Source organism: Alkalihalophilus marmarensis DSM 21297, assembly GCF_000474275.2.
Taxonomy (GTDB): Bacteria; Bacillota; Bacilli; order Bacillales; family Bacillaceae_D; genus Alkalihalophilus; species Alkalihalophilus marmarensis.
In genome coordinates, this window is record NZ_ATAE01000008.1 from 129,268 (window position 1) to 141,733 (window position 12,466).

Here is a 12,466-nt window from a genome sequence, read left to right on the forward strand (position 1 = left end):
AGGGTTGTTCGTTTTTTAGTGAATTAGTTAAAGATAAAATGCTATACTTCAACTAATACATACTGGCGGAGGGGTACCATGGAATTTCATTTTTTAGGAACTGGTTCAGGAGTTCCAGCTATTGAGAGAAATGTAAGTGCGATGGCGATACGTTTTTTGCAGCAAAAAGGCACTCAATGGTTGTTTGACTGCGGAGAAGCAACTCAGCATCAATTATTGCATTCACCCATCACTTTAACAAAAATTGACCGGATTTTTATCACACATTTACACGGCGATCATATTTTTGGCCTGCCTGGATTAATGGGTTCAAGGTCTTTTCAGGGAGCGCTGAGTCCTCTTGTCATTTATGGACCCAAAGGCTTAGCTGAGTTTATCGAGGCGTCTCTAGCTGTATCAAAGACTCATCTCAGGTATCCATATGAAGTGATTGAGCTTGAAGAAGGCTTCATGTTTGAAACGGAACATCTTTCAGTGGAAGCATTGGCACTAAATCATGTGACGCCAAGTTTTGCATTTAAGCTGACCGAAAAAGATAAGCCAGGTACATTGGATATTAAGAAACTAGAAGCGTACAATATCCCAAAAGGTCCGCATTATCAATCGTTAAAAGAGGGAAAAACAATCACTTTAGAAGATGGTCGCACGATCAATGGACATGAATTTGTCGGTCCCAAAAAAAATGGCCGGGTTGTGGTGATTGCAGGAGATACAAGGCCTACTAAAGAAATGATTAAATTCAGCAGGGAAGCAGATATTTTGATTCATGAGGCCACATTTAGATCGGATAAAGCGGATCATGCTGTTCAATTTGGTCACAGCACAACACTAGAAGCAGCTTCCCTTGCAAAAGAAGCAAAAGTTAAGACTCTGCTGCTCACTCATATCAGCTCAAGGTATACAGGTGAGGAAGAGGCGTTTCTCAATGAGGCTAAAACGATTTTTGAAAACACGCATCTTGCTCATGATTTGATGGTGTATACGCTGAGTTCATGAATAAATTCGTAAACAAAAAGGCATAGTAACATCATTCGCTAAACCAATTTACAGGGGGAGTTAATGATGGCTAACCGTGACCAAATGGAATCATGTATGGAGAAAGCAGAATCAGTGATTGAACAAGTTCAAAAAGTGTATGATGATGCTAGACGCGTTCAACCCGGAACAGATGAAGAGTATACAAATGCTCAAATGATGTTAGAGGAAATGAGCGGGGAGCTTGATGATGTGCTAAGAGCGGCGACTCCAGAACAGCGTGAGGCACTTAATCGTAAACAGCAGCAGATCAGACAGCTGCAAAATAATATGATCCTAAAACGTTAAAAGCTTACATGCTTTTTTGGTGCCTGCTAACTATAAGCAAGAAAGGGCTGTCTTTGAAGATTCTTAACGATCTTCAAGGGCAGCTTTTTTGCTTTTTGAAGCAATTCTCTTTTTCGTGCGTAAGCTAACATTATTTGCTACAATAGAAGTGTCAGGAGTGAGCATGATGGAGAGTATTACGGAACAAGAATTAAATGAACGTCTCAAAAGTAAGGAAGAATTACAATTTGTGTTTGTGACAACCCCTCTTTGTGGAACGTGTAAATTAGCTAGGAGAATGCTTATGATCCTTGAGGAATCTGCACCTGCATTTAATCCGCTAGAATTGAATGTCAATACCGCGGCAGGCTTTGCAAACAGGTGGAAAATTAAAAGTGTTCCCGTACTGCTCGTTTTTAAAAAAGGCTTAGGTGTAGAGAGAATCTATGCTTTTCACTCCATCGCTCATTTGTACGAAATGTTAAAACCATATGTAGGCAAAGAGGGCATACATAATCTAGGTGAAGATAAAAAGGGGAGATAGTAGTTATGTCAATGCATTATGAAGAATATATGAAGCAGGTAGTACTGCCAATGAGAAAAGAGCTGACGGATGCCGGATTCCGTGAATTAACAACAGCTGAGGAAGTAGATCAATATATGCAGGGTGCTACAGGGACAACGCTTGTTGTCATTAACTCTGTGTGCGGGTGTGCAGCAGGGCTTGCAAGACCTGCTGCGATTACATCGTTATCACATGATCACACACCAGATCATTTAGTGACAGTGTTTGCAGGACAAGATAAGGAAGCAACTGCTGTTATGCGTTCTTATTTCAGTGATATTCCGCCATCTTCTCCATCAATGGCAATCTTGAAAGGATCTGAGGTCGTTCACTTTATCCCTCGTGAGCAAATTGAAGGAGCAGCCCCTGAATCGATTATTCGAAATTTAGCTCTTGCATACAACGAACATTGCCAGTCATAAATGACCATTGTTTGTTTAGGTTAACCTAGATAAAGGTTATCCAAGTAAAAAGAAGCCTCCTCACCTTAGTATAAGGCGAAGAGGCTTTCCTCGTTTTAGTAACAATCAATTTTGGACAAATCGAAAGGAGCATCTATTATGAACTCAACAGCCCCTGATTTTACACTGCCAGCATTAAACGGTACAGAGTCTCTTACATTAGGCTCATTAAAGGGAAAAGTTGTCCTACTAACTTTCTTTACAACGTGGTGCCCTGATTCGAAAAGAGACATTTTAGAAAAACAGGCGCTTTTTCAATCGATGAATCGAGACGATGTCAAAATGATTTTTGTTCATGTAACAGGACGAGATTCATCTGTTGATCTAAGTAAGTGGCAAGAAGAGATGCAGCTTACTCTGCCTGTTTATATGGATCTTGGTACAAAAACGTATGATGCCTACCGTTGTATGGGGGTTCCAACGACGGTGTTGATTGATAAAGACCAGTCCATTAAAGGCCTCTACAATGATAAAGCTCGTATGATAGACATTATAAAAGGCCTTGGCGGCCTTTTATAATGTGGGGCTAATTACGGTTTCACCCCGTAAAAGACTACCCGGCCCATCGTTTCAATATTAGGATAACCGCCTTGATGATAAAGCTCTACGACATGCTCTCTGTTATAAGGAACTCTGTGAATCTGCATCGTGTGACGTCCTTCTTCAAGGTCGGCAATGATATAAGATGCGAGAGGGTGGCCGTCAAATGGCAATCCGACACTCCCTGGGTTAATAACATTTTTGCCGTGGAAAGAACGAACAAACGGTAAATGGATATGACCATATGCATAGACGTCTGCTTCATCCTTTTGCATTAATTGGTGCTCAATTTTAGTTGTTTCATCCGGATATACATTTTCAAATAAGCTAGTAGGTGTAGCATGAAACGCATGAATTAATTGATCTTGACCGCGGTCTACAATCATCTCACTAGGAAGTTCGCTTAGATACGTTAGGTCCTCATCATTTAATCGTTTCAATGTCCAGTCGCGTTCTTTATTTAGGCCATCAAGTGCTTCTTTTGGCACTTCACCTTCATTAAAGCCGCGCACAAGCCACTCATCTGCATTTCCTTTTACAACGGATGCATCAAGTGAACGAATTAAATTAAGGCATCTTTTAGGTTCAGGTCCTCTAAAAGAGAGGTCTCCTAAAACAACAATGTGATCGACATCTTTTTTGTTTAAATCGGTAATAACTGCTTCTAGTGCTGTTGCATTGCCATGAATATCTGAAAGAAAAGCAAATCGCATGATGAAACCTCCTTTTTATAGTAGTATAACAGAGGTTTGTTCCTATTTAACATAACAATTTGGTAAATCTGAAGATTCATTCAGTAAATTGAGACAAAGGGTCTATCGGTGGAATCCCTTATCAAGCTGTGATAAGATCAAAAAAAAGGTACACAGGAGGTATGAGCATGCATATTTTATCAATTGAACCAACTCCGAGTCCTAATACGATGAAATTAACATTAAGCGAAAGCTTAGGACAAGGGTCACGTAATAGTTATAACGAAAAAAACAAGGGCGAGGCACCTGAATACATACAAGAATTATTTAACATAGAAGGAGTTAAAAGTGTGTATCATGTAGCTGATTTCTTAGCCATTGACCGCCATCCTAAGGTGGATTGGAAAGTCATTCTTCCAAAGGTTCGCGAAGTGTTTGGGGAAGATGCAGATGAGGCACGTCAAGAGGAGAACAAAGCGCAAGATACATTTGGTGAAGTGTATGTAAGTCTTCAAGTATTCAAAGGCATTCCGATGCAGGTGAAACTAACTAACGGAGAAGAAGAAAAGCGTGCAGGACTGCCCGATCGTTTTAATGAAGCAATCAGCAAAGCTCAAAAACCTGAGGACAATGTAGTGATGGAGCGGAAATGGGTGGATCAAGGGATCCGCTACGGTGAACTGGATGATGTAGCTAAAGAGGTAGTAGATGAGGTTTCCGCGGCTTACTCAGACTCTCGCTTAAACGAGCTGGTGCTTATTGCAAATGGTGAGGCAGGAAAGAATACAGAGCAGGCTGAAAGCCGATTTATTAAAATGACAAAAGAAATGCTTGAAGCTTCAGATTGGCGAGATCGTTATGCAGCTCTTGAGAGAATGGACCCAAAAGAGGAAGATCTTCCTGTATTAGAGCTTGCCTTGCAAGATGAAAAAGCATCGATCAGACGATTGGCTACTGTTTATTTAGGAATGATTGAAAAGCCGGTTGTCCTTCCGTTATTGTATCAAGCATTAGAGGATTCTTCAGTCACAGTTCGTCGTACAGCTGGAGATTGTTTGAGTGATATTGGTGATGCTGATGCAGCTGGGGCGATGGAGAAAGCTTTGAAAGATAAAAATAAGTTAGTCCGCTGGCGTGCTGCGATGTTTTTATATGAAGTGGGTGACGAGTCCAGCCTACCTGCATTAAAAGAAGCTGCTGATGATCCTGAATTTGAAGTGGCGATGCAGGTGAAAATGGCAATTGAACGAATTGAAGGCGGAGAAGAAGCAAAAGGATCTGTATGGAAGCAGATGACTGATTCAATTTCTAATGAAAGGGAGTAGCGGCTGATGAATAAAGAAGAGATCATACAGGAACTTGAAAAAAGAGAAATGGAAGATATTCTTGAACTGATTGAAGATGCAGAAAAGGGTTATTTAGAGGAGCTTGAGATTGTTCCTTCTGTTGGACTTCTTTATGATAGAGAGTTAAACGAGGCCATTATCTCTTTATTGAAAGAGCAAGGGGTAGAGATTATTTACGTCACTGAAGAAGAGTAAGCATAAAGAGTTAAAAAAGGTACTAGGAGTAACCTTTTTAAGGAGGAGTGAACGTGCGCGCTGCACCATCAACCTTTTTACCTGAAAAAGCACGTTCTGTATGGAGGCTGCAAGCATTCTTTGAAAGTCTGCTTGTAGCTTTATTTCCGATTGCATATGGTGTGCTTATTTATTTTTTTGATTTTCCACTATGGATTTTATACAGCTTAATCGGAATCTATCTTATCTTTGTCCTAATCACTGTAATTATTATCCCTCCTATTCGTTGGAGGCGCTTTACGTATGATGTATTAGAGGGTGAGGTAGATATACAATTTGGAGTATTAATTGTTAGGAGACAGTTAATCCCAATGACACGAGTTCAGCATGTTGATACCGAGCAAGGTCCTCTGCTTAGAAGATATAAAATGGCGGATGTTACGATTACAACTGCAGCAACAAGTCATCGAATTCCTACTCTTTCAGTTGAAGTGGCAGATGAATTAAGAGACAAAATCGCTAGACTTGCGGCGGTGGCTTATGATGAGTGAATTTAAACGGCTTCATCCAGCGAGTATCATTTTGATGTTCTTACAAGGGTTAAAGGGCATTATTTTACCAGTTATTATTACGTTATTCTTTAGCAACTCACAAGGGGAGTCTTTTATACGGTTTGAATATATCTGGCTTGTTTTCATTGTCATTTTATTCATATCTAGCATCCTTTCTTATATCAGCTTTAAATATAAGCTTGAAGATGGAGAGTTATTTGTGCAAAAAGGCATCTTTATTAAGAAAAAGAGATACATACAACAAAAAAGAGTTCAAAGTATCGATATCACAGCGGGACTGCTTCAGCGGATGTTTGGGCTGGTTAAAGTAAGTGTAGAAACAGCAGGGAGCGGCGGTGAACCTGAAGTTCAATTAAATGCCATTAAAAAACAGGAAGCGTCGTTAATTAGTGAAGCATTAAAAGCTGGTAAGCAGAATTTGAAACCATCTGATGCAGGTATAGGAGACCATGATTCAAACGATCGTCATGAGCCCGATGCATTAAATGACAGTGAGTTTAACCCAGACGGTAATGAGCAGTTACAAGAGTCATCGCAAGAGCTAGAACCTTCTGTTAAATGGAATTTATCAACTCAGCACCTGCTTATTGCAGCTCTTACTTCTAGCGGGATCGGTTTAACGATCTCAGCTGTAGGGGCGTTATTCAGTCAGGTAGAGCAAGTTATCCCTTCAACCCTCTATGAACGGACATTTGGATTTTTAGTTGGGTCTGGTATATGGTTTATAGCAGCCATTATCTTTTTCATTGTGTTTATTTCATGGATAATATCTTTTATCAATACTTTTTTAAAGTACGGTAATTTTTCGGTTGTCAAACAAAACGAAGACTTAATCATTAAACGCGGCCTGATTGAAACACGGCAATTAACGATTAATACAGATCGTGTAACTGCTGTAAGGTATGTGGCAAATATCTTCCGCCAGCCGTTTGGCTATACAGCAGTTTATGTTGAAAGTGCAGGCGGAGGGACAGGAGAGGAGCAAGGCTCAACTGTTCTTTTGCCCCTACTAAAGAAAAAAGATGCACACAAAGTTTTAGAAGAACTGCTGCCTGAATATGCAGCAGAGCCAATATTTAAGCGGGTGCCGCAAAGAGCCTTAATTAGATATTTAGTGCAGAACACGTTTATTCCGATTGCAGCGACAGCGGCACTTTTTTACTTCTATCCCGAATTTGCCTATTACGGCCTGATAGCTGTAGCACTCATGAGTTTGATAGGGTATGCCCAGTATCGTGATGCAGCGGCTGGTTCACTTCGTGGACAATTATATATTCGCTATAGAAAACTAAGTCAAGTGATTGTGATATCGAAGCATAGGAAAATTCAATCATTAGAACGTCATGTGTCATTGCTTCAAGGAAGAAGAGATTTAGCTACAATTAAGTTAGCTGTACAGTCTAGTTTTAGCTGGAAGTTATTCCGTGTGGAACATGTAGATGTAGGAGATGCGGATCAGCTGCTTTATTGGTATTCAAATAAAAACCAACGTGGGCGCTCTGATTGAGCGCTTACGTTGGTTTATTTGATATATTTGATACATACGTCACAACGGAGCGTTTTCCGTTATCAGAAGTAAATTCATACCGGTCAAACACATGGTCACTCGCATCTTCATTAAGTGTACGTTCGTAATGATGCTGGACAATAGTTTGCCCTGTGTGTGTTCGATAGGTTAAAAAGTTTACACCCTTAAATGATTTTTGACCGTTAGATTGCAGCAGCTGAAGCAATAAGCTATTATGGCAATCGATTAGATCCTTGTGATCTATTTGATAATCTTTTAATGTCACTTCAAATAGTTCAAGTGATGAAGGATCTAATTCGTTCTGTAAAATAAAATAAGGATCAAATTGCATTTTGTCGATATAAATTATTTCCCCTTCTGATGGACGGTATTCCTCACCGTCATGACTCCTGAAAATCCCTTCACCTACGTAATAGCCGAGCATATCTTTTTTCTTCCCTCTCCATTTAAATTCAAATGGACAGTCGGCTAAATCAAGTGTTGTCTCGTGCTCGTCAATTAATAAAAACCTTGAGCCGCTCTCATAGAAAACATAGGGGATGTGCTCGTGATTCTCATTGGCTGCAGTGTGCAGAAGCCTGTCGAGATTCTCATTTTTTAAGTAAACTAAAAGTTGATTTTCTTCTATCTGCAGCTCTTTTTGTTCTTTGAAAATGGCAGCTAGACGATCGGCTATGACATTTGCATGAGAATGATCATATGACTCCGGAAGTTTAGCTAAAGAGAGAGGAGCTAATTTATTCCCTGCAAATTCTACGATTTCATTTTCTTTATAATTAGGTGTAGAAATAACCTCAGAAGCTGTTGGGTCTCCTAGCTTAACGATATACTTTATTTTCAGTTTTCCCCGCCAAGGCTTTTTCGGCTCTGTTATTATTTCAAGTAATTTACCAATAAAGTGACCGTGCGGGTCGTCTTTTATAAGCAGGAGTTGATTCATATAACGTTTGGCTTGTATTCTATCCATGGTAAAAACCTCGCTTTGCAATAAACCTTATCGTATATGGAATCAGGTTTGCTTTGATAAATAATCGATGATCCCCATTGAACATACTTTCAGGTCTAGGCGGATGTGTTCATAAGCTGGGTGGTCACGTTCTACGCCCTTTTTGTCTAAGTCATGTTGAACGGCTTCTAAAATGGATGCAGCTAATTCATTTACGCCTAACCCATCTTTAACAGCTTCTTTTCCTTTTTGTACAAAGACGGGGAGCCATTTTTCAATATGTGTATAGACCAGCTCAGGGTGTGAAGCCATGCTGTAATGACCAAAGTAAATCTGTTCAACATCGAACGTTTGAATTCTCTTCATTGATTGTATCGTCGCTTCTGGGTCAAATTGATTAGGGGATGTAGAAGGAAGAATCAGTTCCACACCGTCCTTTGATAAAGGCTCATATCTAACACCGAGCGTATCACCCGTAAATATGCCTTTTGTTTTTGATTCATAAATACTAATATGATGAGCTGCATGTCCTGGGGTATGTAAAAAAGTTAATGTACACGTATCGCTTAAAGTGAGAGTATCACCATCTTCAACAGGAAGCAGCTTCTCCTCTGCAATAGGAAGAATCGGATCAAATAATCGGTCAAAATCTTCTTTATACACAGCTTTAGCGCCCATGATTAAACGAGAAGGGTCATGAAGGTGTCTTTTTCCTTTTGGATGCACAATCACTTTCGCATTAGGACAATGTTGAATGAGCAGGCCAGCTCCACCTGCGTGATCAAGGTGAATATGTGTAAGAATAATATATTCAACATCTTCTAGTTTTAAATCTAGCGCCTTAAATCCATCAATAATATGTTTAACTGATGGGCTTGGTCCTGTTTCAATAATAGTCAGCTTCTCCTCGTTAAGTATGTAGCTTCCAGTCCTTTCTGGCATACCCATATCAAAGCCGTCAATAATTGAAATAGAAGGTGTTAAGGATACTGGTGCATTCATTTCATTTCCCCCTTTTTATTGAAATTAACTACTGAATTTAGCTTTACATTACATATAAGACCCTTACTAGTAGTGTAAGGGTCTTATATCAATTTAACAAGTATTAAAGCAAGGTGATACGAAGGTCTGTTTGTTCTAAGATTTACGATCTTGCTCATAGCGGAGCTTTTGAAGTCTTAGCAGGTGGTTCATATGTTCCCTTCGTTTTTCTTCAAGCTGCTCATAAAAAGTAATAAGAGTTAATTCCATTTGTGATAAAGAAACAAAGACATCTTCTTTATGGTCTAGCTGATTTTTCATTGATAGAGACAAAAAGGTATTCAAGAGGTTAGGAATATCTTCCTTGAGCATTCTTCGTACTGTATGCTTTTCTTCATAATCCAAGAGATCAAAATCTTCCTGTAATTTTTCAACTTGCTTAATAATGCGGGTTAATCGGTTTTCAATTAACGGGTCTACGGAAAATTTTTTTACTGTATCTAAATATCGAATGGCTTCTTGTCTTATAAGGCCGATATCCTGCTGTTTATTTAGTGCAGGAGCTTTTAATGAATTCACTTCAGCTAATGTTAAAGCAGATGACGTCCCATTTGTATATGCCTCGTCTAATCGGTGAATCCGATAGAATAACCCATTAAATAGAGTGGATTCCGCAACTTGTCTGACATGTGCCCGTCCATTTTTTAAATAATGAATACTCGCTTCTCGAATGACACCGACTCCATTTTTAGCCTTCATATATTTTCGGTAGCATGTGATCGTGATCCGTTTATGAATCGCAGAATTGGTATATTTAGTATCGTTCATTTTCAAAGTGATCTGCTTGTGAGTCAATTTGATTTTAATGACAAACTCTTTATGCTTACGTTTAATGACGCGCTGCTTATTTTGACCATCTGCTTTCTCAATCATTCTCTCAATAAGTGATTCAGCTTCATGAATCAGCTTTTGACTGGCTGCATCTTTTAGCAGATGTTCCTCAACAGGACGTTTATGAGCGGGGGTCAAAAAACGAAAGAAAGGGGATTGCAGCAATGTACGACTCAATACGATCACCTCCAGAAAAAAAGATCTTTTTATTCATTATTTATCTAATAATTTTGTCTGCATTTCTTTATTAAGAGTATCCATTTCTTCAATGAATTGTTTACCGCTCGTAACAATTCGTTCATTGGATTGTTCTGTTAATTCAATCGCTTCAAACACATTGTTATATGCTTTTTTAAACGCTTCGATAGCAATAGCAGGTTCCTCTAGTGTCTTCAATGTAGCTTCTGTATTTTGTTTTAACATTTCTGCATTAGACAAAAGCATCGATTCAGTTGCTTCATTCACGTTACGAACAGCACTAATGACTTTTTGTTGATTATTTAAGGCAAGCTGAATGGAAGCCGTGACGGTAATAATATTTTTGGTCATGGTAATGGCATTGAAAATAGCTTCTTCAAGCTTATCATTATTTTCAATAATCAAATCGACAGAGGCAAGCGATTGCTGTAATACCATAACAGCTTGGGACATGTTTTTTACTCGAGAAACCACTTTAAGCTGTCCTTTTTTCAATGCATTTGGATTGTCTTTCCACTTCTCAGAAGTCATTTCTTCTTCAAGCATAGCGTGCAGTCTGTTACCCGCATCAATTTGTTGATTTAGGTTTGTAATTCGCTGTTTAGCTACATCTTTTAATTGCTGCAGCATTAATGTATCTTCTTGCAGTTTGTCCTTTCCGCTAAGCAGCCCTTCAATGACTTGTTCGACTTGAGCTTCAACCGTTTGATATTTTCTAGCATATTGTTCGATCGGACTTCTTCTTAACAGTTTATTCGTCCATTTTTTTAGCGGACTGTCTTTTAAGTAATCAGGCTCAAGCTGGCTGACCATTTCTTTTAATTGATGCAGTTGGTTAGGCAGCTGATTTGATTGATCGTTCATCATTTCTTTAACAGGACGCTTCAGTGCTTCAAGTGATTCTCCTGCCTCTTTTTGTTCTTCCTCACCTAAAGTATTTAATGAAGCAAGCAGTGAATCGATATCTTCTGATTGTCTATATTTATTAATCAGTTCCACTTCTTTATGTTGTTGTTCCTGTTTATTATCTTGAGTCATTATTGATCTCCTCCGTCGTGTGAAAAATAGAGTTTATTTATAGTACATACGATTATCGGCATCGTTAGGTTTCGGTTGATTATCCTTCTATTATGTATCAAATAATTTTGAAAGACAATGAATGTGATATGGATTATAATAAGTGCTTTAGGATGTTAAAGAAATTAAGGTTGCGGAGCGTTGTCAGTTTTATAGTAGCAATTTGTCTAGCTCGAGATACACTTGAACATTTCGAAAGGTGGAATATATTAATGTGTTTAGTCGCGATCTCATATAAGCAAAATAAAGAGTTTCCATTAATAATGCTTGCAAACCGTGATGAGTTTTATGAACGACCGAGCAAACGCGTTCATTTTTGGGAAGATCATCCTGACATTTATGCAGGGAGAGATGTTGAGCGCGGGGGAACTTGGCTTGGCGTAACAAAGAGCGGTCGATTTGCCTGCGTAACTAATATTAGAGAACCTCTAAAAGAAACGGAGGACCATAAATTTATTTCTAGGGGAGAACTAGTAAAGGGATTTCTATCATCCACGACACCGGCTAAAGAATATGTTGAGAGCATTCGACAACAAAAAGATGATTTTCAAGGCTTTAATTTGATTGCAGGTACAATTGATGATGTATATTACTACTCAAATCGCTTACATGCCGTACAAAAACTTACTCCAGGAAACTATTATGTAAGCAACAGCACATTAAATGTCACCTGGCCAAAAATAGATACCTTAAAAACAGCCGTTGAAACCGAAATCATGAATGAAACTACCTATTCTGCTTTAATAGATAAGGGTTTTCACATTTTGCAATCAACAACTACCTACCCTGATCATGTGCTGCCTGACACAGGGGTAGGTCTAGAGTTAGAACGGTTACTGTCGCCTTTATTTATACAAAGCGAAACGTATGGGACAAGAGTATCGACCATCGTTCTATCTGATAAAGACGGCAAACTTTTAATAGCTGAACAAGGTTATGGGGAAAATGGGGTTCAAGAAAAAAGAATCGAAAAAATTATACACACAAACGCTTGAAAACACGTCACGACGTGTTTTCTTTTTTGTAGAACGGGAAAAGGGTTTTTATACTTTTATAGTAAAGTGATACGTAGTAAAGGGCAGTTGTATATTTATTCATTGAATGAACTTTATATTCATTGTGGTCGAAAAAATATTTGAACATTTTTTGAAAAAGAGTGAGAAAAACCTTTAAAGTAAGCGTTTTCATTAAAA

15 protein-coding genes are annotated in these 12,466 nt (G+C 38.7%); 10 read left to right on the forward strand and 5 right to left on the reverse strand.

All coding sequences use genetic code 11. The annotated features are described in order from the left end of the window. Nucleotides 1-78 precede the first annotated feature (78 nt). The 5 genes from rnz (at nucleotide 79) to A33I_RS04250 (ending at nucleotide 2,847) form a co-directional block, all read left to right on the forward strand. A complete protein-coding gene (rnz, locus tag A33I_RS04230) occupies nucleotides 79-996 on the forward strand; it encodes a ribonuclease Z (protein WP_022627209.1) in 918 nt (305 codons plus the stop codon). Between the two features lie 63 nt (nucleotides 997-1,059). Continuing rightward, nucleotides 1,060-1,323 (forward strand): YtzC family protein, encoded by a 264-nt coding sequence (locus A33I_RS04235; protein WP_083477579.1) that lies wholly within the window; start codon nucleotides 1,060-1,062, stop codon nucleotides 1,321-1,323. Nucleotides 1,324-1,489: 166 nt separating this feature from the next. After that, nucleotides 1,490-1,846: a thioredoxin family protein gene (locus A33I_RS04240; RefSeq protein ID WP_022627211.1), complete on the forward strand. Its 357-nt coding sequence runs from the start codon at nucleotides 1,490-1,492 to the stop codon at nucleotides 1,844-1,846. 5 nt (nucleotides 1,847-1,851) lie between these two features. Beyond that, nucleotides 1,852-2,289 carry a BrxA/BrxB family bacilliredoxin gene (locus A33I_RS04245; protein ID WP_022627212.1) on the forward strand — a complete coding sequence of 146 codons (438 nt, stop codon included), beginning with the start codon at nucleotides 1,852-1,854 and terminating at the stop codon, nucleotides 2,287-2,289. A 138-nt stretch (nucleotides 2,290-2,427) separates the two neighbouring features. Then, nucleotides 2,428-2,847, forward strand: coding sequence for a TlpA family protein disulfide reductase (locus A33I_RS04250; RefSeq protein WP_022627213.1), 420 nt, complete (start codon nucleotides 2,428-2,430; stop codon nucleotides 2,845-2,847). 11 nt (nucleotides 2,848-2,858) lie between these two features. Here the strand turns inward: A33I_RS04250 and A33I_RS04255 are convergent, their stop codons facing one another. After that, entirely contained in the window at nucleotides 2,859-3,581 is a 723-nt protein-coding gene (locus A33I_RS04255) for a metallophosphoesterase family protein (RefSeq protein ID WP_012958565.1), read from the reverse strand. 167 nt (nucleotides 3,582-3,748) lie between these two features. Here A33I_RS04255 and A33I_RS04260 point away from each other — a divergent pair, with 167 nt between their 5' ends. Genes A33I_RS04260 through A33I_RS04275 form a run of 4 tightly spaced genes read left to right on the forward strand, consistent with a single transcriptional unit; the run spans nucleotide 3,749 to nucleotide 7,159 of the window. After that, on the forward strand, nucleotides 3,749-4,885 hold the full coding sequence (locus A33I_RS04260) for a conserved virulence factor C family protein (RefSeq protein WP_022627214.1): 1,137 nt from the start codon (nucleotides 3,749-3,751) through the stop codon (nucleotides 4,883-4,885). A 6-nt stretch (nucleotides 4,886-4,891) separates the two neighbouring features. Continuing rightward, nucleotides 4,892-5,101, forward strand: a complete 210-nt coding sequence (locus A33I_RS04265) for a hypothetical protein (RefSeq protein WP_012958567.1) — start codon at nucleotides 4,892-4,894, stop codon at nucleotides 5,099-5,101. Between the two features lie 53 nt (nucleotides 5,102-5,154). Continuing rightward, on the forward strand, nucleotides 5,155-5,631 hold the full coding sequence (locus tag A33I_RS04270) for a PH domain-containing protein (RefSeq protein ID WP_022627215.1): 477 nt from the start codon (nucleotides 5,155-5,157) through the stop codon (nucleotides 5,629-5,631). Next, entirely contained in the window at nucleotides 5,624-7,159 is a 1,536-nt protein-coding gene (locus A33I_RS04275) for a PH domain-containing protein (RefSeq protein ID WP_022627216.1), read from the forward strand. Before A33I_RS04270 ends, A33I_RS04275 begins: the two co-directional genes overlap by 8 nt. Before the next feature lie 4 nt (nucleotides 7,160-7,163). On the opposite strand, the gene A33I_RS04280 is transcribed toward A33I_RS04275, so the two are convergent. The 4 genes from A33I_RS04280 to A33I_RS04295 form a co-directional block, all read right to left on the reverse strand. Further along, a complete protein-coding gene (locus A33I_RS04280; protein ID WP_022627217.1) occupies nucleotides 7,164-8,147 on the reverse strand; it encodes a DUF2777 family protein in 984 nt (327 codons plus the stop codon). Between the two features lie 42 nt (nucleotides 8,148-8,189). Continuing rightward, nucleotides 8,190-9,128 carry an MBL fold metallo-hydrolase gene (locus A33I_RS04285; protein ID WP_022627218.1) on the reverse strand — a complete coding sequence of 313 codons (939 nt, stop codon included), beginning with the start codon at nucleotides 9,126-9,128 and terminating at the stop codon, nucleotides 8,190-8,192. 135 nt (nucleotides 9,129-9,263) lie between these two features. Further along, a complete protein-coding gene (locus tag A33I_RS04290) occupies nucleotides 9,264-10,175 on the reverse strand; it encodes a hypothetical protein (protein ID WP_022627219.1) in 912 nt (303 codons plus the stop codon). A 36-nt stretch (nucleotides 10,176-10,211) separates the two neighbouring features. Further along, entirely contained in the window at nucleotides 10,212-11,234 is a 1,023-nt protein-coding gene (locus A33I_RS04295) for a toxic anion resistance protein (RefSeq protein ID WP_022627220.1), read from the reverse strand. A 251-nt stretch (nucleotides 11,235-11,485) separates the two neighbouring features. Here A33I_RS04295 and A33I_RS04300 point away from each other — a divergent pair, with 251 nt between their 5' ends. Further along, complete coding sequence (locus tag A33I_RS04300; protein WP_022627221.1) at nucleotides 11,486-12,268, forward strand: NRDE family protein; 783 nt, start codon at nucleotides 11,486-11,488, stop codon at nucleotides 12,266-12,268. Nucleotides 12,269-12,466: the final 198 nt, after the last annotated feature.